Origin of the sequence: Gilliamella sp. Nev3-1, assembly GCF_001690435.1 — a bacterium.
GTDB classification, from domain to species: Bacteria; Pseudomonadota; Gammaproteobacteria; order Enterobacterales; family Orbaceae; genus Gilliamella; species Gilliamella apicola_C.
Window position 1 is genome coordinate 1 of sequence record NZ_LZHN01000059.1, and the last position, 26,505, is coordinate 26,505.

Consider the following 26,505-nt stretch of genomic DNA (forward strand, 5'->3'; position numbering starts at 1 on the left):
ATTTTTTCTGGTGTCGCTGGAGTTGGTTTTTTTAGCATAGAAGAACTTCTCTTATAGTGGACTCCTCTCTATTAGATCAAAGAACTCGCCAAAAAGCGAGTTCTTTGTCATCAATCTGAAGCCTTGAATATATCAAGGCTTTTAACTGGAGTTATAATGGCTTTTTAGACGAATCCATAAACCAAAATTATGATAACAGCTACTGGCACAACATAACGAGTTAGTATTGTCCAAATGTTAAACCAAAAATCGTTTAAATTTAACTCTTCACGAATGCGTTTTTGATTCATCATCCAAGCACCAAATACAACCGTACCTAATCCAGTAACTGGCAACATGATTTTACTTGTTAGGTAATCAAGTAAATCAAAAATATTTTTACCAAATAGTTTTACTTCGGCCCATTCATTAAATGACAAAATACAAGCAATACCTAATGCCCAGATAACTAGGCTACTTAAAATCGTTGCTGACTTTCTACCTAATGGTGTTTTTTCTTCTAATAATTCAACCGTTGGTTCAAGTAATGAAATAGAAGAAGTTAGTGCTGCAAAAGTTAGGAAGATAAAGAAAAATACCCCTAAAATAGTGCCACCAGCCATATTTCCAAATGCAATTGGTAGGGTAACAAAAATAAGCCCAGGTCCTTCACCTGCTTGTAAACCATTTGCAAAAACCAGTGGAAATATAGCCATACCTGATAGCATTGCGACAATAACATCTAAAATTACCACTGTGCGGGCGGTAGATAGTAGGTTAACATCTTTTCCTAAGTACGAGCCATAAGCCATCATAATGCCCATACCTAAAGATAAGCTAAAAAATGCATGCCCAAGAGCGGCTAGCATAGCAGTGCCATTAATAGCCGAAAAGTCTGGCGTGAATAAAAATCTAAATGCTTCACCAAAAGATGGACCACTGACATACGCTGCGTATCCAACTAATACTAACAACAAGATACCTAGTCCTGGCATCATAATTTTACACGCTCTTTCTAAACCAGCACCAACGCCCAGTGCTACAATAAATGCGGTAGCAGCCATAAATACAGTGTGCCAAGTTAATAAATGGCTCACATTGCCAAGGAAGTTACTAAAAATTTGTTCTGTAACTTTGCCATTAGCGCCTTCAAAAATCCCTTGACCAGCTAAAATAATGTAATCGGTCGCCCAACCACCAATAACACTATAAAATGATAGGATTAAAAATGATCCTACTACGCCAATAATACCAACCCAACGCCATGATTTAGAACGATTTTCAGAAACAGCAACATCTTCCATGGTATGAATAGGATTTTTTTGTCCACGACGACCAATTAACCATTCTAAAACTAAAATCGGCAAGCCAATAACAAACATAAAAAGCAAATAAGTGAGCACAAATGCTGAGCCCCCCATTTCACCTGCCATATATGGAAATTTCCAAATGTTACCCAACCCAACAGCAGAACCAGCCGCAGCAAGCATAAATCCCATGCGCGAGCTCCATTGTGAGTGATTTTCCTTCATAGTACCCGTACTCATGAATATTTTTTTCCTTTATTCTTAATTGGTTAATCCTAGTATAAGCTAATGCTTAAAAACGTTTTTATTAGAGATAAGATGTTAAATCATGCCATGAAATAAGCATGGAAACAAGAAATCATTAAAACTATTAATATAAATAACAATTTGACTATTAAATTTTATAGTAACTTGAATTCAATTTGTGACAAGCTAATAACTAAATATTAACAGCAGGATAAATTTATATTTTGCCCTTTTATTGATAGTAGTGATGCCTTAAAATGTATGATTATGAATTTAGGCTGTGCTTTATAGGAAAAGTTATTATGTCACAAAATGTTGATTTTAATGAAATAAATAAATTTTCACAATTAGCTGCTCAGTGGTGGGATCTTGATGGCAAATGTAAACCTTTGCATATTATCAACCCATTACGTGTTAATTATATACAACAACATTGTGGATTATTAGATCAAAAAACGGTATTAGATGTGGGGTGTGGTGGTGGTATTTTATCTGAAAGCTTAGCGAAGCTTGGTGCTAATGTGACAGCCATTGATCTTGCTGATGAGCCACTCGCTGTGGCAAAACTGCATGCTGCGCAAAATGGTTTATCTATTGCCTATGAAAAACAGACCGTAGAAGAGCATGCAGAGCAAAATCCTATGCAATATGATATTGTAACGTGTATGGAACTGTTAGAACACGTCCCCGATCCATTTTCAATTATTGATGCTTGTGCAAAATTGCTTAAACCAGGGGGTAAATTATTTTTATCGACGATTAACCGCAATCATAAGGCAAAATTGCTATTAATTTATGGAGCAGAATATATTGCTCGGCTAGTACCTAAAGGTACACATGATTTTAATCGCTTTATTCGTCCCTCAGAATTAATGTCGCTTGTTGAGCAAGCAGGTCTCACTGTTGGTGATGTGATAGGCATGGAGTACCACCTATTGAGAAACCAATTTAAATTAGGACCTAATATTGATGTCAACTACATCTTAATGGCAAACCGTTAGGAAAATAAAAGAGCAATGTGTAGGTTAAAACAAATTGTCTATATAATATGCATATAATTTTATATTATCTTAATAAATCGTATCTAATATAAATATCACTGGTTTTTTTAAGTAAAAGTAAGTAAAATGCTTTGGCAATATTTTATCAACAATCCAACCAATGGTGAATATTGTCATGTCTCGTATAGTTAAAGAAGCACTCACGTTTGACGACGTGCTATTAGTTCCCGCCCACTCAACGGTATTACCGAACACAGCTGATATTAGTACGCAACTAACCCAAACCATAAAACTTAATATTCCAATGCTATCAGCAGCAATGGATACAGTAACCGAATCAGATCTAGCCATTGCGTTAGCACAAGAGGGGGGAATTGGTTTTATTCACAAAAATATGTCAATTGAAAATCAAGCCAATCATGTAAGGCAAGTAAAGAAACACGAAAGTGGTATAGTTCAAGATCCTGTATCTGTTTTACCTACTGCAACCATAAAGCAAGTTATTGATCTAGCTAAAGAGTATGGTTTTGCTGGATTTCCTGTTGTGACTGAAACCCAAGAACTGGTTGGAATTATTACTGCACGAGATGTACGATTTGCCACCGATTTATCTTTACCTGTTACTGCCGTTATGACGCCTAAAGATCGCTTAGTTACCGTCAAAGAAGGTGAGCAACGTGAAATCGTACTTCAAAAAATGCATGAGCACCGTATCGAAAAAGTGCTTGTTGTTGATTCACGCTTCCACCTAAAAGGTATGATTACCGTTAAAGACTACAACAAAGCCGAGCAAAAACCCAATGCCTGTAAAGATGAAAAAGGGCGCCTGCGTGTGGGAGCTGCTGTTGGGGCCGCGCCAGGTAATGAAGAGCGCATCGCCGCATTAGTTGAGGCTGGCGTTGATGTGTTGCTAATTGACTCTTCACATGGCCATTCGCAAGGTGTACTTGACCGTATTTATCAAACTAGAAAGAATTATCCTAATTTACAAATTATTGGCGGTAATGTTGCCACCGCTGAAGGTGCCAAAGCCTTAATTGAAGCTGGAGTTAGCGCTGTTAAGGTGGGGATTGGACCAGGATCTATTTGTACAACACGCATTGTAACAGGTGTTGGTGTGCCACAAATTAGTGCGATTATGGATGCAGTTGAAGTCGCACAAAAACATAATATTCCTGTTATCGCTGATGGTGGAATTCGTTATTCAGGCGACATAGCCAAAGCCATTGCTGCAGGAGCATCTTGCGTTATGGTCGGTTCAATGTTTGCAGGCACAGAAGAAGCACCAGGCGAAATCGAATTATTTCAAGGTCGAGCCTATAAATCATATCGTGGCATGGGATCGCTTGGAGCAATGGCAAAAGGATCGTCTGATCGCTATTTTCAAACCGACAATGCTGCAGATAAACTGGTACCAGAGGGAATAGAAGGGCGCATTGCCTACAAAGGACAATTAAAAGAAATCGTTCATCAACAAATGGGAGGATTAAGATCTTGTATGGGGCTAACTGGTTGCGCAACGATTGATGCATTAAGAACTCAGTCTAAATTCTATCGAATTACTGGCGCAGGCATGAAAGAAAGCCATGTGCATGATGTACTTATCACCAAAGAGCCACCTAACTATAGAGCGGGCGCGTAAAAAAGGGGGGGGAACCTCCTTTTTTTTTGCAAATAAAAAAACTTCAATAAAATCAATGACTTTTCTGAACCGTTTTTATAGAAAACGTACTGTTTTTATAACGTCAAAAGTTATTTTAGGGGGAGTATTGGGGGGAATGTTTTATTCTTTTGGTGCCCAGAATAATTGATGCCATCACGCCTGAATTGGGAGATTTAGTTCTGAATTCTCTCTCAACCCTAACATAAGGCTGCAAAACATGATTTTGGGTTATTCCACCTTTTTATTTAATTTTAATGAGTTGTTCCTGATAAAGCATAGCACTGCCCCAGCAAACAAGGGTATTTGGCTAGGCAGTGCTTATTTTAGTTATCTAAAATATCAATAACTTCATAGCAATCGTTTAATAATTCTATCCACTTTTATACGGCTGAGTCGCTTTATTAATTTATGCACTTGGCTAGGATAAAATTGGCTTGCCTGTATTTGTTGAAAATGAGTGACCAAGGTAGTTTTTTGGCGTATAGCGTTTAGTTCTTGGGTGAATTTGTCACTCAATTCTTGTTTTGGATCATGTATTAATATGCCATTTTCAAGATCTAGCCGCCACGCTCGCGGATTTAGATTGTTGCCTGTTATAAGCACCCATTTATCGTCTACCCAGATACCTTTAAGGTGGTAGCTTTGTTGTTCATCCTTCCATAAGCGGATAATCAGTTGTTCTTTGTCAATAAAGAGTTGCAGGCGCTCGATAAAGCTTCTTAAGTTGATTTCGTATAAATAGGGTAGCCCACCCGATATGTTAAAAGGTTTATCTGGTGGAATGTAAAAATCGTTAGCTTCTTTGTCACCAATAATCAGTTCCACTTTCCGTCCTTTGCGTAACAGACGGATAATGTCGCGGACTAAAATACTTGGTAAATTAAAGTAAGGCGTGCAAAAGATTACTTTTTGTTCGGTAACGTTTATTAAGTGATGAATAATTTTATTTAAAGCATTATTGCGCCCAAGCCCCATTATTGGTGCAACTGATAAAGTTTCATTGTCAGTATTGGCGCTGTATTGGTAGTTTGCATCCATTAAATGTTGGCGCAGGGCTTTGATTTCAGATTTGATCTGTTTGCGGGTTTTATGCGTGCCCAAATTAAGCAATTGCAATGCTTGATATGGTAAAAAATGCTCATGAATAAATTGCACCATGCTATCAGCTAATACTGGATTAGTAATAAAGTGGTAGCGGTCATAACGGTATTTATCGAGTTTGTGTAAATAGACATTATTAATGCTTGCACCGCTGTAAATAACCGTATCATCTATAATAAAACCCTTAAGATGCAATACACCAAGCACCTCACGACGATTAACTGGTACACCATAAATTGGAATGTCAATTTCTGGATTCTTTTGTTTTAATTGGTAATAATAATTGGCGTTAGTATGCGCTTTATCTTCACCAATTCTTCCTCGCTGTGCTCGATGCCAGTCAACAAATATTTTGATATCTAAATTTGGACGTTGCCGTTTAACTTGATAAAGCTCATTAAGAATTTCTTGACCTGCTTCGTCTTGTTCTAGATAAAGTGCGACAATATAAATACGTTGCTGAGCGTTTTTTATCTTGTCAATTAACGCTAGTCGATATGCTTTTGGACTATTGAATATCTCATATTGTTCGGCATTTTGTTGAATTTTTGCTAATTCATCTAGATGCTTTTGGTGATTATATTTTATAAATGGTATTCGCATGATTTATTTATCATTATAACTGGTAAATTACTTTAGGCTAATGATAGTTAAAAGTAATGTAAATAAGACCAGTAAAAATAACACTCCTTTTAAAATGTGCGCATTTCGATTAAGTTGCTTTAGGCTAAATACGCCATATCATTATGCTTATTGACCTTTAGCAGCATGTTTATGCTTTATTGCTAGGATGATAAATGGTTTAAGACTGCTCATCAACCCATGTTTCAATTATTTTGTAAGTTAATGCAAGTACTACTGGCCCAATAAACAATCCCATTATACCAAAACTAAGTAAACCACCAATTACGCCAAATAAAATGAGTAAAAATGGTAAATTAGCTCCTTTTTTTATTAAGTAAGCACGCATTACGCTGTCTAAAGTGGTTAAGATGATGGCAACAACAATTAAACAGATACCCTCAATGGTATGACCTGACCAAAATTGCCAAGCGATGCAGCCAAGCATAACCACTACAGGGCCAATTTGGGCTACACAACAAATAAATAAAATGAGTGTCAGTACGCCTGATAATGGCATATTGGTGAGAAGAAAACTCAATCCGCCGATTAACGCTAAGGTGATGGCGGTCACCACAACGCCTAATGCCACTGCACGGATAGATTGTCCTGCTAAAGTAACGGTGGTTGCACCGTATTGCTTAGAGAGTCGATTAGCTAGTAAGTAGACATATTTAGTGATGCTTTCGCCTTTTAAAAAAAGTAATAGACTAAAAATAATCATGACGCCAGCATGAAAAATAAATATACCAATGTTAGTGGCTTGTTCAAGTAGCCAACCTATCATGGTACCAATATAAGGCTGGATGCTTGACACTAAATCGGTACCATCGGTTTGAATCAGATTTAACCATTTTTGATGTAACTCGGAACCAAAGGTCGGTATGTTTTCCAGCCAGTCAAACGTGGGTAGTGTTTGATGTTGTAACGTTTTAGCCCATTCAATAAGATGGTGACCATTTTGTGCTACAGAGCTAATAATTAATATAAATGGAATAATGCAAACAAATGCAAGTATTAACGCCATAACAAGCAACGATAACCAGCGCTTGTTAAACAGTTTTTTTTGAATTTTTATCATTAATGGCCAAGTCGCAATGACTACCATTACCGCCCAAAAGAATCCAAACAAGAAAACTTCAACAATACGATAGGTAATAATGATTAGCAACCCAATAATTAATAAGTTTAAAATCAACTTGAGTAAATCGGTAGTATTTTTTTCTGCTGGCATTTTAACACCATATTTATTAATCTATATTGTGTTATTATACGCATTATCAATTAAAATTAATATGATGTATCGATGATTCATTCTTTCATACTGGAGATTTAAAAATGAAAAAATTATTATTATTGGCATTATTAGGTGTGTCATTAACGGCGTGTGCCAACACACCAAAAATTAAACCTATTGCACAAAATGCTAATGATACAGCACCATTCCCAACGGCTCAAGAGGGCGTTACACGTTATGCTATTCATCTGCCAGCTATTGCTGACGAAAACAATGCAAAAGTTGAAGTAATAATTGGCAAGGAAATGAATGTTGATTGTAACTTACACAATATTGGTGGTACTGTTAAGCAAGAAGAGCTTAAAGGTTGGGGATATTCGTACTATGTGGTTGAAAAGGCCGCAGGTAATATTTCAACTTTAATGGCTTGCCCTGAAGGAAGCAATAAAAATCAATTTGTGACCCTTAACCACAATTTAGGCTTATTTAACTATAACAGCAGTGTACCATTAGTTTTTTATGTGCCTAACGATTTGCAAGTTAAATACCGTGTTTGGCAACCTAAGGATAAAATTCTAGAAGCTAATGCAGAATAATCTGTATTTATGAATTGTTAATTGGTTATCAATTATCGATTGAGTGGTCAAAATCTGTCCACTCAATCTTGAAACTTTCAATATTTGATTTTTTAAGTGGACATCTTTGAAAAAAAAGGTATTTTATCCCTTGTAATGCAAGGTTAGCTCTACATGTTCATTTATCATTATTAATGACTTGTGATTGCCTGATTACCTCGGTTTCGCTTGGCGGTGTTACATTGGTAATTTATATCATTTTCTCAACGTCGATGGCAAAATTTGGGGGTCCGTTGTTTCTTTGCAATGGGCTTGTGTCTAACATGTAATATCCCTACAACTAGAGGAGAAGTGGTGAGCATGTTTACTCAACGTAAAACAATTCTTTCAATCGTGGCTGGTGTTTCACTAGCGTTATCTCAACCTGCTATTGCTAAAGATCGCGTCGTGCATTTTTACAATTGGGCAGGGCAAATCGGCTCTAATACAATTACTGATTTTGAAAAATCAACAGGTATTAAACTTGTTTATGATGTGTATGATTCAAATGAAGCACTTGAAGGTAAATTAATGGCAGGCCATTCTGGTTTTGATGTGGTTTCGCCATCAGATAGTTTTTTAGCTAGACAGATTAAATCTGATATCTATCTTCCATTAGATAAAAGTAAATTACCTAACTGGAAAAATCTTGATCCTAATTTAATGAAATTAATGGCTACCCATGATCCTGATAATAAATATGCCATCCCTTATGTATGGATGACAACAGGCATTGGCTATAACATTGATAAAGTTAAAGAGCGTTTAGGTAGCGATGCGCCAGTTAATAGCTGGGATCTAGTATTTAAGCCTGAAAATATGGAAAAATTGAAAGATTGTGGCGTAGCGTTTTTAGATGCCCCAACCGAAATTTTCGCAAGTGCTCTTCAATATTTAGGAAAAGATCCGAATAGTACTGATGCTAAAGATTACACAGGTGCTGCTTACGAGTTGTTAGAAAAAGTTCGCCCAAATATTCGTTATTTCCATTCTTCACAATATATTACTGATTTAGCAAATGGTGATATTTGTGTGATTTTAGGATGGTCGGGTGATATTTTACAATCACGCGATAGAGCTGATGAAGCAAAAAATGGTGTGCATGTGGGCTATCAAATTCCAAAAGAAGGGGCATTAGTCTTTTTTGATACTTTTGCCATTCCAAAAGATTCAGCTAATCCTGACGAAGCACACGAGTTCTTAAATTTTGTCATGAAACCTGAAATTGCAGCGCAAGTGACTAATGATGTTAATTTTGCTAGCGCCAATAAAGAAGCAAACGACAAATTTGTAAAACCAGATGTGAAAAATGATCCTGCGGTTTATCCAAAACCAGAAGTAATGGAAAAATTATTTACCTTGAAGGTTAAAGAACCCAAACTTGAACGTGTTATCACACGTACGTGGACAAAATTAAAAACTGGTAAATAAGCAGTAATTATCTAATTATTTATTGGTCTATTCTAGACGGGGAGATTAATTTGATCTTTCCGTCTCGTTTTTTTTGGCTTGTTGTTATGAGGAAAAAAGAGTGAATAATAAAACAACAAATCAGGTACAGCCTAAAAAAAAGATGATAACTCCGCTATTGGAGATCAAAAATTTAACGAAAGTTTTTAATGATGATTATTATGCTGTTGATGATGTCAATTTGACTATCTATACTGGCGAAATTTTTGCTTTACTGGGCGCATCAGGAAGCGGTAAATCAACACTACTACGTATGCTTGCTGGTTTTGAACAACCAACATCAGGTCAAATAATTCTTGATGGTAAGGATTTATCACAAGTTCCACCTTATAATCGCCCAATTAATATGATGTTCCAATCGTATGCTCTATTTCCTCACATGTCGGTTGAGCAAAATATCGCCTTTGGTTTAAAGCAAGACAAGTTAAGTCATAATGAGATTAAACAGCGTGTTGAAGAAATGTTAGCGTTAGTGCATATGGAGCAATTTGGCAAACGCAAACCCCACCAATTATCAGGAGGGCAAAGACAACGTGTGGCATTAGCTCGAAGCCTAGCTAAACGACCAAAATTATTGTTGCTTGATGAACCCATGGGTGCACTAGATAAGCAACTACGTGATCGTATGCAACTTGAAGTGGTGAGCATTTTAGAGCAAGTAGGAGCAACTTGCGTAATGGTAACCCATGATCAAGAAGAAGCCATGACAATGGCAGGTCGTATTGCCATTATGAACAAAGGTCAATTTGTTCAAATTGGTGAGCCAGAAGAAATTTACGAACATCCAAATTGCCAATACAGTGCTGAATTTATTGGCTCAGTTAATATATTTGATGGTATTTTACAAGATACATTAGAAGACGGCTTAATTATCAGTTGCCCTACCATTAAACATCCATTAAAAGTCGATTATGATTCACCAGCGGTAGAAGGTGTACCAGCTAAGATTGCCTTACGTCCAGAAAAAATCCAATTATGTGACCAACTCCCTGAAGATGGGTATAACTGTGCTACAGGTGAGGTTGTCGAAATTGCTTATTTAGGTGATCTATCGATTTATCATGTGAAATTGCCAAGTGGCCAAATTATCATTGCACAATTGCAAAATGAACACCGCTATCGTAAAGGTATGCCAACTTGGGGAGATATTGTTAACTTAAGTTGGGAAGTTGATAGCTGTGTTGTGCTTACCGAATAAACAAAAGAGGATATAGTGATGCGATCCATTTTATTGGGATTGTTATTAAATGCATTTGTGTTACTCAATGTTTATTGGCGTTTTGTAACAACAGGTGCTTTTGATAACTTATTTTTAGATGCGCTATTTACCGCAATGACATTGAGTTTTTTGCTGTCATGTTTAGGTTTATATTTAGTTAATTACAAGCCATCTAAATTCGCCTATCGGTTAATAATTGCTGGTAGCATAGCGTTTATTCCTGTTGGGTTTGTAGTAATTTATTTTGCTTATAAAAAAATGCGCCAACAGCATAGCGATTCAGATTTGATGACGTTATATGGTAGATTAGTGGTCATTGCCATTCCTTACTTATGGATGTTGCTACTATTTTTATTGCCATTTTTAATTGTATTTAGAATCAGCTTTTCAGAAATGGCTTTGGCTGTACCACCTTATACTGATTTACTCAGTTATGATGATGGTATACTTAATATTGCGCTAAATTTTGGCAACTATTTAAATCTAATTAGTGATACTATTTACATTGATTCCTATTTGCAATCACTTAAAATTGCAGCCATTTCAACCATACTGTGTATTTTGATTGGCTATCCATTGGCATGGGCGATTTCACAATGTAAACAGTCAACCCGTAACATTTTATTATTATTGATTATTTTACCTTCGTGGACATCGTTTTTAATTCGTGTTTACGCATGGATTGGTATTTTGAACCCTAATGGACTGTTAAATCACTTTTTGATGTGGTTAGGCGTCATTGATCAGCCATTGATTATTATGAAAACCTATTTTGCGGTATATATTGGTATTGTTTATTCGTATTTACCCTTTGTGGTATTGCCAATTTATACATCGTTAAGTAAGGTCGATTCGACATTAATTGAAGCGGCACTAGACTTAGGTTGTAAACCAATTAAAACGTTTTTTAAAATTATTGTACCTTTGACTAAAAATGGTGTTATTGCTGGGGGAATGTTGGTGTTTATTCCTGCTGTAGGTGAATATGTGATCCCTGAATTATTAGGGCCTTCTGAAGGCATTATGATTGGTACCCAGCTTTGGACCGAGTTCTTTAACAATCATGACTGGCCAGCAGCTTCAGCCGTTGCAAGTGTGATGTTGATGATATTAATTGTACCAATTTACTATTTTAATAAATTCCAAAATCGACAAATGGGGGGTAAATAGATGAACAATTTACCTGTTATTACACGATCCGCCCTGATTGTATTTATCTCCTCTTTGCTAGGTGCAATTTTATTGAGTATTTTGATTTCATCATCGGGATTAGCGCTTTTGGGGCAAAGTGGCTTTTATTACGGCTGTATTACTTTTAGTTTTATACTTACGGTTTTAGTTACTATAGCGCTGTTTTTTCGATGCTTGAAGGGGCTTATCTTTTTAGTTGTCTTTTCGTTTTTATATATCCCCATGATCATTTTGATTGTTTATTCGTTTAACAGTTCTCGGCTAGTAACAGTTTGGGCGGGTTTTTCAGTCAAATGGTATTTTGAGCTAATTCACAATGAAACACTACTTAAAGCTGTCGGATTAAGTCTATCTATTGCTGCATGCGCTGCTACTTTTGCTGTTGTGCTCGGCACATTAGCCGCTTATGCAATTATCCGTTTTAGGCGATTCCGTGGGTCTAATTTGTTCTCATTTATGACAACAGCGCCGTTAGTTATGCCTGATGTTATTACTGGTTTGGCATTGTTATTATTGTTTGTGGGTATGGGGCAGGTCTTGGGGTGGCCAAAAGATCGAGGTGCAATAACTATTTGGATGGCACATGCGACTTTCTGCACTGCCTATGTTACGGTAGTCATTAGTGCAAGGCTTCGTGAACTTGATAAATCTATTGAAGAAGCGGCTTTAGATTTAGGTGCTAACCCATTGAAAGTCTTTTTTGTTATTACATTACCAATGATTGCACCGGCATTAGTTTCTGGCTGGTTACTTGCATTTACCTTATCACTTGATGATGTCGTAATTGCTAATTTTGTAACAGGGCCAGGCGCAATGACATTACCTAAATTAATATTTTCAAAAGTACGTTTAGGGGTCGATCCACAAGTCAACGCTTTAGCCACAATTATATTACTCATTGTCGGGATTATCGGTTTTATTTCGTGGTTATGGATGCGTCAGTCTGAGCGACGTCGCATTCAAGAAACACATAAGCACTAAATCCTGCCTCTTATCTCAATATTGCCGCATATTGCGGCAATATTACGTTTTAAAATCTCCGTGTTTTTTCCATCATTTTGTATTATAGTGTGAATGGTCAATTTATTTGGCTAAATTCTCAGGGCGGGGCGTAATTCCCCACCGGTGGTATAGCCCACGAGCGCTTAATATTTTAGATTTTAATGGTCTGTTTATTTTATTAATAACAAACCATCTAAATATATTAAGGTCAAGCAGATTTGGTGAAATTCCAAAGCCGACAGTTAAAGTCTGGATAAAAGAGAGTTGCTTATCTTTCTCATGTTTGCTGAAAGGCAAAGTCATACTGGTCAAGCACAGCCCTGATTCTGGTATTTTATTTATTTGTACTTAATTAATTTGATGCATCAATAATGATTCAAATTTAATTAAGTAAATAATGAAATGAGCAAATTAAAAATATAGGTATTTACCATGAATCAGTTTAATCTGAATGAGTTTGGAACTCCAATCGAACGAGTCAAAAAGGCCATTGCATCAATTCAAGCCGGTCAAGGTGTGCTAGTTTTAGATGATGAAGATCGTGAAAACGAAGGCGATATTATTTGGGCTGCTGAGTCAATCACTCCCGAACAAATGGCTATTACTATTCGTTATGGTAGTGGCATTGTTTGCTTATGTTTACCGCCAAAACGTTGCGAAGAATTGGAATTGCCTATGATGGTGGCCAATAATACCAGTAAAAATAATACTGCGTTTACTATTTCGATTGAAGCTGCCGATGGTGTAACAACGGGGGTATCTGCTGCCGACCGCGTCACGACCATTAAAGCTGCGGTTAATGATAACGCTAAACCTAGCGATCTTAATCACCCCGGGCATGTCTTTCCATTAGTTGCTAAAGAAGGGGGGGTATTGGTTCGCCGAGGTCATACCGAAGCATCAATTGATTTAGTGACATTAGCGGGTTTAAAACCTGCTGCAGTCCTGTGTGAGTTAACAAATGATGATGGCACAATGGCAAGAGCACCTGAAGTGGTAAAGTTTGCAAAACAATATCATATGCCCGTTGTGACCATTGAAGATATTGTTGAGTATCGTAAATCGTTAGCAGTGTAGTACTAAAAAAGAGACTTTAACTAATTATACTAAATAATAGCAATATTGAAATGTTGTTTGCAGTATATACCATTTTCCGCCGAAAGCATCGGCGGATAGGAGTCGAAATCAACCAAGTACTTTTAATGCACAGACTTTTGTTATTTTAACGCCATTTTCTAATGCTGAAGTGTCGAACTTCATTTCTGGGTGATGTAATCCTGGGGTTAAATCAGCTCCTAACCCCCAAAAACCAGCTTTGACATTGCGTTCACATGGATAGTTGAAAAAATCTTCTCCACCTGGGGTAAAGATTGGATCTTTTAAGCCCTCTTTTCCAAGTACATCAACAATAGCTTCGGCAATAATTTGGGTGACATCGTTATCAATTTCAGCTGCAGGGATCTCTTTAGTTACATTGATATCCACTTTTGCACCGATAGATTCAATACTGAGTTTTATTGCATTTAGAGTTTTGGCTTTTAGATCATGCATAGCTGAATTTGTTGAGGTTCTTAGATCCCAACATACATAAGCTTCAGATGGAATGGCATTAGTTACCCCTGCATCACAAATGCAACGTGTTGCTTTGATGCTATAAGTTAAACTTGGTGTCAGTTGAATGGTGTTAACTGCTTGAATGGCAAGTGCAGCTGCATCAAGCGCATTAATGCCTAAATGTGGGCGAGCACCATGCGCAGGTATACCATGAATGTTTGCTTCAATTGTAGTGGATGCCGAATAGTACATTGCCGCTGCGGCAAAGCCTTTAGGACATTCGTCTTTAGGGCGTAAATGTAGGCCGATAATCATGTCAACATCATCAATAATGCCACCTTTAATCATGGCTAAAGCGCCTGAACCAAGTTCTTCAGCTGGCTGGAAAATCAGTTTTAATCGCCCTTTTTTGATACTGCCTTCTTGAATTAATTCTTGTGCTGCGGTTAATAATATTGATGAGTGTCCGTCATGACCGCAGGTGTGTCTTGCACAATGCTTACCATCAATGATATGACCCAATGCGTCCATGTCAGCCCGTAAAGCCAGAACTGGGCCTGGTTTTCCGCTATCGTATTGGGCAACAATCCCAGTTGTGTTATTAATATTGCGACTTACTTTATAACCGACTTGTTCAAGCTGTTGTGCAATATATGCCGACGTTTTATGCTCCTCAAAGCCTAACTCAGGAATTTGATGTAAATAACAATAATGCTCTAATACGTTTGACATTGGTATCTCCTTTCTCAAGCAATAAATCGCATAATAATCATTGCAATCAGTGCATTGAAAATGCTGTTTAACATCAATAATGGCCAGTATTTTTTAGGTACATCGGCAACGCCTAATAAACGCCCCATATATTGTAATTGTGATCCCATTAAAAAAATAGCGGGAGTCAAAATAGTTATTGCTGTCGTATTAAGTATGCCACTAGTGAGCAAATTGACGGCAACACCAGTGCCAGCAGATGCGGATAACCAAGCGGTGAGTAATACGGTAATGGCTTCTCCAGGTAAGCCAAAAACTTCCATCATTGGCGCACAATAAGTTCCGATTAATTGCATTAAACCTAAACGTTTTAGCATTTCGGCAATCACAAATGCCATTAAGATGTTAGGCATTAAATTGTTAATCGCAATATTGAATCCTTTGCGTGCACCAATTACAAAAATATCTAAAGGGTTATTTGATTGGTTTTGTGAATTACTCATTGATAAACTCCTTTTTATAAATTGAGTTTAATATCAAGCGAACTAGTATTGCCCCCATAAATTTAAGTACAAGCATAATGACAAGAGGAATAAAAATAGCCACTGTCATTGACGCAAATAATGCTGAGCCAATAGAAAAGTAGTTATTGATTAAACCTGCACCAGAATATTGCCAAGCGCTAATGATGATAAGATCTTTTTTAGTAATTTGCTTTTCATCATATAATTCTTTAGTTAATACTGCGCCAGCATCAGTGCTTTGCAAGTCAGTAATTAACGCAAGACCTGTTTTACCAGGAACGCCTAATATCGGTTTTAACAGTGGCGTTAGCAATTTATGTGCCGCACGAATTGTGCCGTAATGGGTAAAGATTTCTAATACACCTAATGCCAACATAACCGTTGGGATAAGCGATAAAGCAAAAATAAATCCAGCTCTTGCACTAATACCACCTTCGCCTACAAAAGTATTTTTTTCTGGGTGGATCATGGTACCAAATTTACCGCTTAAGCTAGTAAAATCAAATGCACCTAACCATGCTTTACCTTCGACATTAAAAAATAAGCCTGAAAAAAACAAAATTGCCACTACAAGTGATACATAGGCTTTTATGCCTACTTTAAATTCATTGTCTGATTTTTTTGACATGCTACTTTCCTTTTCTTATGCTTAACCTACTTAACTATCCTATAAGTAGCGATACTAGATAAGTATGATAACGCCTACTTTAGATTTATAATAAAAAACGGTTTAAAAACACTATTTTATTATTCTATACTCATTTAAAATTAAATTAAAAAAGTATAACTATTTTTATTTTTTTCTATCAATTTATCTATTTCTTTTATATCTTTCTAAAAGCATACGATATGGTATGATATGGAATAGGCAGGCTAACTTACATAAATCGTAATGCATTGAATTATAAAAATTTGCTCTTGCTATTGATGATTATTCATTATAGAATTACCTACCTTATTGAAAAATAATAATAAAACTTGTGGTAAGGTATCATGAAGGTTAGTTGCTTTGACTTATTCGTTTTTTTGACTTAGTAGTTAAAAACATACAGTAATTAAGCTCTTTGGGTGGCAAATGTTCTGTTTGCGAACCATCTTTTATTTTGTCGTTGTTTATCGACAATAAATCATTATCAAGTGCTATATAAAATAGGTTATGACAAAAAATAAAGTAGCAAAACGAGGTAGCTATGTTAAGCGTGAATAAAGAGTGGGCATTTGTAGTGCTGACTTGCTTTTTTGAGTTATGTTGGATTTTAGGGTTTAGCGTTGCAACCGAGCTATGGCAGTGGGGTATCATTGTGTTGCTAATTGTTGTCGATTTTACTTTTTTAACCAATGCTTGTAAAACAATACCCACAGGTACAGTGTATGCCATATTTTCAGGCGTTGGTGCAGTTGGTGCGACAGTGATTGACATGTTGCTTTTTGACAAAGAAATTAAATTAATTCAACTTTTTTTTGTGGCACTTATCATTATTGGTGTTGTGCAACTTAAACGTGCGGATAGTTAATATTACAATAAAGGACAAATTTAATCATGGGATGGCTATTGATATTAATTGCAACTGTTTTTGAAGTTCTTGGGGCGATTGGTCTTAAGTTATATGCAGAGCAAAAAAGTCTGCTTAGGCTTGTTTTATATTGGGGAGGATTTTCTGTTTCTTTTATGCTTTTTTACTTTTCTCTCCATTATCTTGAATTGAGTATTGTGTATCCTGTTTGGGTTGGTCTTGGAACATCGGGGGCGGTGTTAGCTAATATGTTATTGTTCAATGAGCCTAAAAACTTTTCTCGATTATTTGGTTTGAGCATTATTATTATTGGTGTTGTTGGTTTACATGCTACTTTATAATCAGTTTTGATTATACTGGCAAAAAAACCGGAGATAATCTCCGGTAAAATATAATGTAAGGTTGAATAAAAAAAGAAATTAAATTAAATTTCGTTAGCATGCTCTTTTAAGAAACTTGCAACACCTTTCGGGTTTGCTTGCATGCCTTTTTTACCTTTTGTCCATTGTGCAGGGCAAACTTCTCCATGCTCTTCATGGAATTGGAACGCATCAACAATACGAATCATTTCGTCGATATTACGACCAATTGGTAAATCGTTAATCGTTTCATGGCGTACAATGCCTGATTTATCAATGAAGAATGATGCGCGTAATGCCACACCAGCTTCAGGATGTTCAACACCATATGCTTGCATAATTTCGTGTTTGATATCTGCAATAATCGGGAATTTTACTTCACCAATACCACCATTGTCTCGAGGTGTGTTTCGCCAAGCGTTATGTACATATTCAGAGTCCATTGAAACACCAATAACTTCAACTCCTCGCTTTTTGAATTCTTCTAGGCGGTGATCAAATGCGATGATCTCTGATGGACAAACAAAAGTAAAGTCCATTGGCCAGAAAAAAACCACAGCATATTTACCATGAATATGTTGTGATAAATTGAAATTGTTAACAATTTCTCCAGATCCTAAAACTGCTGCTGATGTAAAATCTGGGGCTTTGCGAGTGACTAATGTCATAGTGTTTCTCCTTGCTAATTAAATGTAAATCATATCGTGAAGCATTATAGCAATTAAAATCGATTGTCCAAGTTGTTATAAACAATCGGTATCATAAGTTTAAGCTATTAACTGTTGATTATTGTTCGGTATTATTTATTAATTTTTTAGGTTTACCTTTATTTTTGGTATCTCGATGACGCTGTTTTATCTTTTTCTTCTTGGCATCTTCTTTTTTGCGAACACTTTTTAATTTTGCTTTTTGCGATGGTTTTTTCTTTGTTGCTGGCTTTGGGGCTTTTGTTTTTGGTCGCAATTCATCAATGGTTCTTAGTTTTATTGGTTCTTGGATATAGCGCTCAATTTTTTGTAGTAATTCGTTATCATGAGCTTCAATTAGCATAATTGCCGTACCTTTTTTACCTGCACGTGCAGTGCGACCAATGCGGTGCAAGTAAACATCTGCGGTTTTCGGGGCATCAAAATTAATAACGTGGGTGATATCGTCAATATCAATTCCACGCGCTGCAACATCAGTTGCAACCAGTACATTAACAGTATTATTGCTAATTCTTTTGATCGCTTCGTTGCGTTTTGCTTGTACCATTTCGCCTTCTAAATAGCAACTGTGGATGCCAGCTTGATGCAGCAGGTTAACTAATTCGTGCACACGTTCACGTTTACGAACAAATACAATGGTTTTTTTTAATTCTTGTTGTTTTAATAAGTGAGTAAGCAGTGCCACTTTATGGGGTAAGTCGTCAGCACGATAATAGAATTGTAGGATCTTTTTTCGCTCTTTACGCGATGGATCGGCATTGATTTCAATTGGTGCATTTAAAATGCGACTGGCAAAATTATGCAGTCCTTCGCCTTCAAGTGTAGCTGAAAATAATAAAGTTTGCTTACGCCAACGAGTTTCGGCTGATATGGTTTCGACATCTTGCGAAAAACCCATGTCTAGCATGCGGTCTGCTTCGTCTAAAATCAGCATCTCAACCGCTCGGCAATCAAAATTTTCTTCTTTTATATACTGTAATAATCGACCTGTTGTTGCAATAACAATATCTTGATTTTTGCTAAATACTTCAGCGTGATTCATATAAGCAACCCCACCAGTAATGGTTGCGATGCTTAGTGGTGTCGATTCGGTTAATAATTTGGCTTGCTCGGCAATTTGCATGGCGAGTTCACGCGTTGGTGTTAATATCAAAATACGTGGTGGCCCAGATTTACGACGAGGGAAATCTAATAAATGTTGCACAGCAGGAATTAAAAAAGCGAGTGTTTTACCCGTACCAGTTGGTGCTGAGCCTAAAATATCTTTGCCATCTAGAGCAACAGGAATCGTTTGTGCTTGGATTGCTGTCGGGGTGTTTATATCCTGCGTTTGAAGATTGTGAATTAATATATCATCTAGCTCTAAATCAGAAAAAGTGTGTACTGTCATAATGATCTTTTCATCTAAAATTATAAGACACATTATAACGGCAATTACTATAACTACAATCAATAAAAGTGTGATGGATTATTATTCGCTCTTTATACGTTATTTGCTTACAGATAAGTTATCTTGAAGAGAATGTCAACTTGTGTGCCTAAAATCTTAACGATTTATTTAAGCAAAACTTATCATCTTTGAGTGTTTATGGTAAGATTAGGTAAATTATTACAGCATGTAAAATGGTGATTGGGTTATTCCGTTGCGGTTTAACGCTTAATCAATTTGTACCTTAATACAAGCTGGTTCAAAATTTCCTATTAAATAATATTTCTATAATAACCATCAGATAATAACTATGACTGAATGTTTTTCGATTGATAATTATAATAAGCAATTAGAACGGAAAGTAGATATTTTAAAAACATTATTATCAGACTTTTCTCTTCCCGAATTAACAGTCTATTCATCGCCAATTAGCCATTATCGAATGCGAGCTGAGTTCAGAATCTGGCATCATGGTGAGGAGCTTTATCATATTATGTATGACAAAAAGACAAAAAAACGGGTACGCGTTGATGAATTTCCTATTGCGACTAAATTAATAAATCAAGCGATGCAAACTATTTTGCCTTTATTACAGCATAATCATCTACTTCGGCATTTATTGTTTCAAATTGATTATTTTTCAACCTTAAGTGGTCAGTTATTAATTACGCTTTTATATCATAAAAAGTTAAATGATGAATGGATAATTGAAGCAAAAAAATTAAAAATGCAATTAGCTAAACAAGGCGTAAATGCGAGTATTGTCGGGCGCGCTAGCAACCAAAAAATTGCAATTGATGTCGATTATGTTGATGAGATTTTACCCGTAATGGGTAAAATGTTTACTTATCGTCAAGTTGAAAATAGTTTTACCCAACCCAATGCGGCGGTGAACATTAAGATGTTACAGTGGGCTGTATCAGTCACTAAAAATTTGTCGGGTGATTTACTAGAGTTTTATTGTGGTAATGGTAACTTTTCAATTGCACTGGCACAAAACTTTCGAAAAGTATTGGCCACTGAAATTGCTAAAGCGTCAGTTTATTCTGCTCAGCATAATATTGCCATTAATCATATTGATAATCTTACTATTGTCCGATTGTCGGCTGAAGAGTTTACCAGCGCAATTAAAAGAGAGCGTGAGTTTAATCGTTTAAAAGGAATTCATTTAGATGATTATCGGTGCGACACGGTACTGGTTGACCCGCCTCGTGCAGGATTGGATTTAAATACTATTGATATATTGAAATCCTATAAAACTATTATTTATATTTCGTGTAATCCTAATACATTGCGCGACAATTTGCAGTTATTGAGCAAAACGCATTCAATTCAACATTTTGCAATGTTTGATCAATTTCCTTATACCGATCATATCGAAACAGGCATAGTATTGTGTAAAAAGTAAAAGGATCTGATATTCAAAACAGGATATTTTTGCTACAATAAGCCCAATTTATGTGTGACTAATTATTGTTTTCAGTATATATACAGACTTGCGCCAAATTAGATAAAAAAAACCCTAGATAAACTAGGGCTGCATTAAATTGCAAGGAATGGATGAAAGGAAATAAAACAATGAAACAATAATGTCTAGCCTCATGAATCATTGTGTAGCTACTATAGCAAAGACAAACCAACTGATTGGTGACATAAACATTACAAAATGGTCATTAATATATCATGATTGATTTAATGTTTATCATTTATTCTATAGCAGTATTATGCAATTTCGACAATCAGGCAAACAACAAAGGAAGTATTCAAATATGAAATTGTTAGTAGTTGAAGATGAGCAAAAAACAGGTGAGTATCTTCGTCAAGGTTTAGTTGAATCTGGATTTGTTGTTGATCTAACAAACAATGGTCTTGATGGTTATCATAGAGCGATGACAGAAGATTACGATTTAATTATTTTAGATGTCATGTTACCTGACATTGTGGGTTGGAAAATTGTTCAGTCACTGCGTGAGGCTGGCAAAGATACCCAAATTATGTTGCTCACTGCTATGGGCAGTGTTGAGGATAAAGTAAAAGGCCTTAACTTAGGTGCAGATGATTATTTGGTCAAACCTTTTTCGTTTGCTGAATTACTGGCTCGGGTTAAATCCTTGCTTCGACGTAATGTCCCACAGGTTAATAATTCTCAATTGAGTATTGCTGATCTAGTCATGGATCTTCCTAAGCGTACGGTAACACGTGGCGATAAGCGCATTGATTTAACCAATAAAGAATTTTTATTATTAGAGTATTTTTTACGTTACCCAGGTGAAGTATTACCACGTTCCTTAATCGCTTCTCAAGTTTGGGATATGAACTTTGATAGTGATACCAATGTCATTGATGTCGCAATTCGACGCTTACGTAATAAAATTGATGCCGATTTTGAGCCTAAATTAATTCATACAGTCCGCGGAATGGGGTATAAGTTAGATGTCTTGGATGAACCCGAATAAGTTAATCTCATTACGTTTGCCTCTTATTGTTTGTTTAATAACGTGTGGTTTACTTTATTGCTTCAGCTTTCTAATTGAACGTTCTTTTGAAAAACTTTCAATTCAGCAAAATGTGTCCGAACTTAATTCGGTTATTGACTCTATTGAGCGTGAGCTTGTTTATTATTCTCCCGACGAGAACCGTGATGAGTTTATTCAAAATTTGTTATTAATTTTGACAGGGCACCATCGGTTATTTGTTTATATTATTGATGATCAGGGAAAAATAGTCTACCGAACTCGTGGACCCAATCTAGCTTTTGCTAAAACTCAAATTGATTTTGATAACATTGTTGAAAATCACAGAACAGATATTTGGAATCAAGATAAATCATCATATCGAGTTGCGGCCTCATATGTTGCCATTGAAAATGGCAAGCACTATACCACAATCGTTGCTATTGGTCGTGATCTACAGATTGAATTTATTCGACGTTTACGTGACGGTTTAGGTTTACTTATTGGTATTGCTTGTATTTTGGTATTAATTGGTTCTTTTATTAGTATCTATTTTACCCAAAAACCGATTAATCGATTGATTAAAAAGATTGAAAAAATTAACCTTAAAAGTTTGAATTACCGTATCCCTACTTCTTTAGTGCCAATTAAATACGTAAGTTTGGTCAAAGCATTTAATGATATGCTTAATCGTATGGAGGATGTGTTTCATCGGCAACGCAATTTTACAGCGGATATTGCCCATGAAATGCGAACTCCAATTACTAATCTAACTACTCAAACGCAAATTGTGCTCAATAATGCTAGAACGACAGATGAATATCGTGAGATTTTATACTCTAATTTGGAAGAATATGAAAAAATGTCACAGATGATTTCCGATATGCTGTTTTTGGCTCAAGCAGATAATCGCCAATTGGTGCCTAATTTAATTGATATTGATTTACATAATATGATCACATTAATGTGTGAGTATTTTGAGCCACTGACTGACGAGAAAAATATCACTTTCAACCTTGATGGTAATTGTTCTCATATTCAAGGTGATAAAATGATGTTGGGACGAGCAATCAGTAATATTTTATCTAATGCTATTCGTTATACTCCAGAAAATCAGGTAATAACCATAACATTAAAGCAAGTGAATGAAAAACGTGTGCAAATTGTTATTTCTAACCCAGGTAAAAAAATTGACAGTAAGCATTTGCCACATCTTTTTGGCCGATTTTATCGCGTTGAGGAATCACGCCATCGTAACGGAAATGATAGCGCGGGCACTGGAATAGGGCTTGCGATAGTTAAATCTATTATTGAAACGCATAAAGGTACGATTTCTGCCGAATCTGACGAGCAATCGACACGCTTTATTATCAATTTACCAACTGCTATTTAACATCAAAGTCACTAATCAATAAATTAGCTGCTGCATAAGCAGCTTTATCTTTTAGTTCTTGTGGTACAAGGTCGTTAAGCACAACTTCATTTAACACTTGCATGACAGCACCTAAGGCATCTTCAATATAACCGAGATCATTACTGCCAATTTGTGCGTATTTTTCATAAATAAGATCGCTATATTTTTTCATTAAATTCGCTCCTTGAGGTGCCGTTATAAAAAATTAGTCAATTGTTGGTAAACTTGCTCGGCTTGAATAGTTTGCATCATTTTTTCGTTTGAAATAATGCTAAATTGGTTTTTTCCATAACCACCAATCAAATTTGGATCAGTTTCACCAAATAAAGTGATATTTGGGCGATCTAGTGCTGCGGTTAGATGGCTTAATCCGGTGTCTACTGAAACCACTGCTTTTGCCCCAGCAATAATGGTTGCTATGTCGGAAAGCGATAGTTTGGGTAGCACTTCGACGTGTTTAAACCCGTGAGCTAGTCGAATTGCCCGTGCTTGCTCATGTGGCGCTCCCCAAGGTAATTTTATTTTTAAGCCTGTTGGTTCAACCAGTTTGATCAAATTTCGCCAGGCTTCTTCATTCCAATGCTTTTCATCTCGCGTTGTTGCGTGTAAAAAAATCAAGTATTGCTGATTATCATTGGGTAATGAAGATAAAAAATGTTGAGCAATTGCATAATCGCCAATTGAGTCAGGCTGTTTGTATTGTAGGCTTTGTGCAAACAATAATCTAATGCGCTCAATAGCATGCATTTGTTTCGGTATGCTGTGTTTTACATCATAAAACCAACTTGCAATGGGTTCTTTTATGCTTTTTCGATCTAAACCATGTTTAATGCCACGTGCTTTGCGTGTGATTAAAAAAGCACTCTTAATTAACCCTTGTGCATCAATTATACAGTCATATTCTTGCTGGCTAAGTGTTTGGATAAATTTATGGCGTTCTTGACGAACATTTTTAGCAAACCAATTTTTTCGCCAACGTCTTATCGCAACAGGAATTACTCTATCGACGGCAAAATGCCAGTTAGGTATTTGAGTAAAATTTTCTTCAACTACCCAATCAAATGTGATGTTAGATAAGCTATTGGCTGCATCGGTCAAAGCTGGTAATGTATGTAGTACATCACCCATTGAAGATGTTTTAACAATTAATGCACGCATTATTCATTACTCTTTTGACAACGCATAATAAGATTCATTAATGTTTCAAAAACACTATCTGGCTTAATATCAATTAAACTTTGATGATAACCTTGCTCGGTATCACCTCTACGAACACGATGGTATCCAGTCATTAAACGGATAATTTCTGCCTTATCTGATAGCGGCGGAGTAAAATCAGGGCTACTTGGCCCATAAAGAGCCACCAATGGTTTATTTAACGCAGCTGCCACATGCATTAATCCAGAATCGTTAGTCACAATTGCTTTACAAGCTGCAATTAAACTAACGGCTTGTTCTAATTGAGTTTGACCGGCCAAATTAATGCATTTATTTGCATAGGTCATTTTTGCCATAATCTGTTCACCTACATTTTTATCATTTGCTGAACCAAAAATAATAATTTTGGCATGCTGTTTAACAAGCATATCGGCAAGTGTAGCGTAATGATAATCAGGCCAACGTTTGGCAGGTCCAAATTCAGCACCAGGGCAAAAACCAATTAAAGGCTCTTCTTGAGTTATTGAAAAGGTTGATAGAGCTTGAGTTATTTCATCCTGCTTGACATTGAGCTTTGGCCACAATAGCGGATGTGGTAAATCGGAAGCTGAATGAATTTGATCTTTAGGATAAGCAAGCGCAATATAGCGTTCAACCATTAATGGAAAAGCTTGTTTATCAAGTTTACGTAAGTCGTTTAATATTCCATAGCGCATTTCGCCTTTCCAACCAGTGCGTTTAGGAATTTTTGCAAAAAAAGGTATCAATGCTGACTTGAATGAATTGGGCAATACAATGGCCTGATCATAATGATTATTTCGCAGTGATTTACCTATCTCACGACGTTTTGTTAAAGCAAACTCACCATGACCCAATGGCATTGTAATTGCTTGATTCACCTCTGGCATTCTATTTAATAGTGCAGAGCACCAAGCTGGTGCTAGCACATCAATTTCGTTACTGGGATCAAGTTGTTTTAATGTACGATATAGGCTTTGCGACATCATCATATCGCCAACCCATGAAGGGCCGATAATGAGTGTTTTCATTTGATCAGATCCTTTTTATTGCTCATTTAGCCATTTCATATATTCTGCGGTGCCTTCTGCAACAGTTTTAAACTCGATTGGGCATTTTGTCTGCCTAAATTTAGTTAAGTCAGCCTGCGTATAGCTTTGATAGCGTCCTTTTAGGTGTTCAGGAAAAGGAACATAATCAATTTCATCTTTTTTACGGTAATTAAGCACTGCATCGGCAACAGCTTGGAATGATTCTGCTCGGCCTGTTCCACAGTTATAAATCCCCGAGATTTTATTTTTCCAAAACCATAAATTGACCTCAACCACATCACTGACGTAAATAAAGTCACGTTTAAAATTATCGCTACCAGTAAATAGTTTCGGTTTTTCGCCTTTATTAATTTGTTCATTTAAATGAAATGCGACACTGGCCATACTGCCTTTATGTGATTCGCGAGGTCCATAGACATTAAAATAACGGAATCCGCAAACTGGCGAGTTAGCTTGTGGTAATAGGCCTCTTACATACTGATCAAACAAGAATTTAGAATACCCATAGACATTTAATGGTTTTTCATAAGCGCGATCTTCAATAAAGTTATCACTGCGCCCGCCATAAGTGGCGGCAGAGGAAGCATACAAAAATGGAATGTTGAAGTCTAAGCAGTAATGCAATAAATCTTTGGAATAGTCGTAGTTATTTTCCATCATAAACTTGCCATTCCATTCAGTGGTTGATGAACAAGCACCTTGGTGAAATATGACATCAATATCAAGATCTTCATGACTGATAATGGCTGTAATAAATTCATCTTTATCCATATAATCAGCAATATCTAAATCAGTCAAATTGGCAAATTTTGTGCCATCAGTTAAATCATCAACAACCAAGATATTTTTATATCCTTGGTCGTTTAAACCTTTAACAATATTACTACCAATAAATCCGGCGCCGCCTGTTACCACGATCATGTTTATTTTCCTTAACCAATAAAATCAATCCGCTTATGAT

Annotated in this window: 24 protein-coding genes, 1 pseudogene and 1 riboswitch; of the genes and pseudogenes, 13 read left to right on the plus strand and 12 right to left on the minus strand. The window is 36.3% G+C overall.

All coding sequences use genetic code 11. The features are described from left to right. Positions 1–164: 164 nt before the first annotated feature. Complete coding sequence (locus A9G40_RS08500; RefSeq protein WP_218057109.1) at positions 165–1,526, minus strand: sodium-dependent transporter; 1,362 nt, start codon at positions 1,524–1,526, stop codon at positions 165–167. A 308-nt stretch (positions 1,527–1,834) separates the two neighbouring features. On the opposite strand from A9G40_RS08500, the gene ubiG reads away from it, so the two are divergent. Together ubiG and guaB are read left to right on the plus strand one after the other, a co-directional pair. Beyond that, on the plus strand, positions 1,835–2,533 hold the full coding sequence (ubiG, locus tag A9G40_RS08505; protein ID WP_065582699.1) for a bifunctional 2-polyprenyl-6-hydroxyphenol methylase/3-demethylubiquinol 3-O-methyltransferase UbiG: 699 nt from the start codon (positions 1,835–1,837) through the stop codon (positions 2,531–2,533). Between the two features lie 175 nt (positions 2,534–2,708). Next, positions 2,709–4,175, plus strand: a complete 1,467-nt coding sequence (gene guaB / locus A9G40_RS08510) for an IMP dehydrogenase (RefSeq protein ID WP_065582700.1) — start codon at positions 2,709–2,711, stop codon at positions 4,173–4,175. Between the two features lie 369 nt (positions 4,176–4,544). Here guaB and pssA read toward each other — a convergent pair whose 3' ends face one another. Both pssA and ydiK read right to left on the minus strand, forming a co-directional pair. Beyond that, positions 4,545–5,903, minus strand: a complete 1,359-nt coding sequence (gene pssA / locus A9G40_RS08515) for a CDP-diacylglycerol--serine O-phosphatidyltransferase (protein WP_442902722.1) — start codon at positions 5,901–5,903, stop codon at positions 4,545–4,547. Positions 5,904–6,099: 196 nt separating this feature from the next. Further along, positions 6,100–7,152, minus strand: a complete 1,053-nt coding sequence (ydiK, locus tag A9G40_RS08520) for an AI-2E family transporter YdiK (protein WP_065582702.1) — start codon at positions 7,150–7,152, stop codon at positions 6,100–6,102. A 104-nt stretch (positions 7,153–7,256) separates the two neighbouring features. Between ydiK and eco the strand changes: the two genes are divergently transcribed. From eco to ribB, 6 genes and pseudogenes are all read left to right on the plus strand, one after another. After that, the gene (gene eco, locus A9G40_RS08525; RefSeq protein WP_065582703.1) at positions 7,257–7,751 is read left to right on the plus strand and encodes a serine protease inhibitor ecotin; all 495 of its coding nucleotides are present in this window, start codon (positions 7,257–7,259) and stop codon (positions 7,749–7,751) included. A gap of 339 nt (positions 7,752–8,090) precedes the next feature. Next, complete coding sequence (locus A9G40_RS08530) at positions 8,091–9,200, plus strand: extracellular solute-binding protein (protein ID WP_065580074.1); 1,110 nt, start codon at positions 8,091–8,093, stop codon at positions 9,198–9,200. Positions 9,201–9,300: 100 nt separating this feature from the next. Next, positions 9,301–10,437, plus strand: coding sequence for a putrescine ABC transporter ATP-binding subunit PotG (potG, locus tag A9G40_RS08535; RefSeq protein ID WP_218057107.1), 1,137 nt, complete (start codon positions 9,301–9,303; stop codon positions 10,435–10,437). A 318-nt stretch (positions 10,438–10,755) separates the two neighbouring features. Then, positions 10,756–11,628 (plus strand): annotated as a pseudogene (potH, locus tag A9G40_RS08540) (putrescine ABC transporter permease PotH); the annotation flags it as partial. Positions 11,629–11,871: 243 nt separating this feature from the next. Beyond that, a complete protein-coding gene (locus A9G40_RS08545) occupies positions 11,872–12,630 on the plus strand; it encodes an ABC transporter permease subunit (protein ID WP_081302218.1) in 759 nt (252 codons plus the stop codon). Positions 12,631–12,740: 110 nt separating this feature from the next. Next, positions 12,741–12,920, plus strand: a riboswitch (FMN riboswitch). 163 nt (positions 12,921–13,083) lie between these two features. Continuing rightward, complete coding sequence (gene ribB / locus A9G40_RS08550; RefSeq protein ID WP_065582704.1) at positions 13,084–13,728, plus strand: 3,4-dihydroxy-2-butanone-4-phosphate synthase; 645 nt, start codon at positions 13,084–13,086, stop codon at positions 13,726–13,728. Between the two features lie 108 nt (positions 13,729–13,836). Here the strand turns inward: ribB and A9G40_RS08555 are convergent, their stop codons facing one another. Genes A9G40_RS08555 through A9G40_RS08565 form a run of 3 tightly spaced genes read right to left on the minus strand, consistent with a single transcriptional unit; the run spans position 13,837 to position 16,068 of the window. After that, entirely contained in the window at positions 13,837–14,937 is a 1,101-nt protein-coding gene (locus tag A9G40_RS08555; RefSeq protein WP_065582705.1) for an amidohydrolase, read from the minus strand. Between the two features lie 14 nt (positions 14,938–14,951). Continuing rightward, complete coding sequence (locus A9G40_RS08560) at positions 14,952–15,419, minus strand: YjiG family protein (RefSeq protein WP_065582706.1); 468 nt, start codon at positions 15,417–15,419, stop codon at positions 14,952–14,954. Continuing rightward, positions 15,412–16,068, minus strand: coding sequence for a nucleoside recognition domain-containing protein (locus A9G40_RS08565; RefSeq protein WP_065582707.1), 657 nt, complete (start codon positions 16,066–16,068; stop codon positions 15,412–15,414). The genes A9G40_RS08560 and A9G40_RS08565 overlap by 8 nt, the downstream gene beginning before the upstream one ends. A gap of 562 nt (positions 16,069–16,630) precedes the next feature. Between A9G40_RS08565 and A9G40_RS08570 the strand changes: the two genes are divergently transcribed. Both A9G40_RS08570 and A9G40_RS08575 read left to right on the plus strand, forming a co-directional pair. Then, positions 16,631–16,954: a DMT family transporter gene (locus A9G40_RS08570; protein WP_218057698.1), complete on the plus strand. Its 324-nt coding sequence runs from the start codon at positions 16,631–16,633 to the stop codon at positions 16,952–16,954. A 26-nt stretch (positions 16,955–16,980) separates the two neighbouring features. Then, entirely contained in the window at positions 16,981–17,295 is a 315-nt protein-coding gene (locus A9G40_RS08575) for a DMT family transporter (RefSeq protein WP_065582708.1), read from the plus strand. An 83-nt stretch (positions 17,296–17,378) separates the two neighbouring features. On the opposite strand, the gene A9G40_RS08580 is transcribed toward A9G40_RS08575, so the two are convergent. Both A9G40_RS08580 and srmB read right to left on the minus strand, forming a co-directional pair. After that, the gene (locus A9G40_RS08580) at positions 17,379–17,981 is read right to left on the minus strand and encodes a peroxiredoxin C (protein WP_065567255.1); all 603 of its coding nucleotides are present in this window, start codon (positions 17,979–17,981) and stop codon (positions 17,379–17,381) included. Positions 17,982–18,099: 118 nt separating this feature from the next. Further along, positions 18,100–19,410, minus strand: a complete 1,311-nt coding sequence (srmB, locus tag A9G40_RS08585) for an ATP-dependent RNA helicase SrmB (protein WP_065582709.1) — start codon at positions 19,408–19,410, stop codon at positions 18,100–18,102. Positions 19,411–19,759: 349 nt separating this feature from the next. Between srmB and trmA the strand changes: the two genes are divergently transcribed. The 3 genes from trmA (at position 19,760) to A9G40_RS08600 (ending at position 23,295) form a co-directional block, all read left to right on the plus strand. Then, positions 19,760–20,857, plus strand: a complete 1,098-nt coding sequence (gene trmA, locus A9G40_RS08590; RefSeq protein WP_065582710.1) for a tRNA (uridine(54)-C5)-methyltransferase TrmA — start codon at positions 19,760–19,762, stop codon at positions 20,855–20,857. Between the two features lie 361 nt (positions 20,858–21,218). After that, positions 21,219–21,905: a heavy metal response regulator transcription factor gene (locus tag A9G40_RS08595; RefSeq protein WP_065567284.1), complete on the plus strand. Its 687-nt coding sequence runs from the start codon at positions 21,219–21,221 to the stop codon at positions 21,903–21,905. Then, positions 21,883–23,295, plus strand: coding sequence for a heavy metal sensor histidine kinase (locus A9G40_RS08600; protein ID WP_081302209.1), 1,413 nt, complete (start codon positions 21,883–21,885; stop codon positions 23,293–23,295). The genes A9G40_RS08595 and A9G40_RS08600 overlap by 23 nt, the downstream gene beginning before the upstream one ends. Here the strand turns inward: A9G40_RS08600 and A9G40_RS08605 are convergent. Genes A9G40_RS08605 through rfaD form a run of 4 tightly spaced genes read right to left on the minus strand, consistent with a single transcriptional unit; the run spans position 23,288 to position 26,465 of the window. Next, entirely contained in the window at positions 23,288–23,488 is a 201-nt protein-coding gene (locus A9G40_RS08605) for a YaeP family protein (RefSeq protein ID WP_065580077.1), read from the minus strand. The two genes, A9G40_RS08600 and A9G40_RS08605, sit on opposite strands and share 8 nt — an antisense overlap. 23 nt (positions 23,489–23,511) lie before the next feature. Then, a complete protein-coding gene (gene rfaC / locus A9G40_RS08610; RefSeq protein WP_065582712.1) occupies positions 23,512–24,474 on the minus strand; it encodes a lipopolysaccharide heptosyltransferase RfaC in 963 nt (320 codons plus the stop codon). Beyond that, positions 24,474–25,523 (minus strand): ADP-heptose--LPS heptosyltransferase RfaF, encoded by a 1,050-nt coding sequence (gene rfaF, locus A9G40_RS08615; protein WP_065582713.1) that lies wholly within the window; start codon positions 25,521–25,523, stop codon positions 24,474–24,476. The genes rfaC and rfaF overlap by 1 nt, the downstream gene beginning before the upstream one ends. A gap of 15 nt (positions 25,524–25,538) precedes the next feature. Continuing rightward, the gene (gene rfaD / locus A9G40_RS08620; protein ID WP_065582714.1) at positions 25,539–26,465 is read right to left on the minus strand and encodes an ADP-glyceromanno-heptose 6-epimerase; all 927 of its coding nucleotides are present in this window, start codon (positions 26,463–26,465) and stop codon (positions 25,539–25,541) included. Positions 26,466–26,505: the final 40 nt, after the last annotated feature.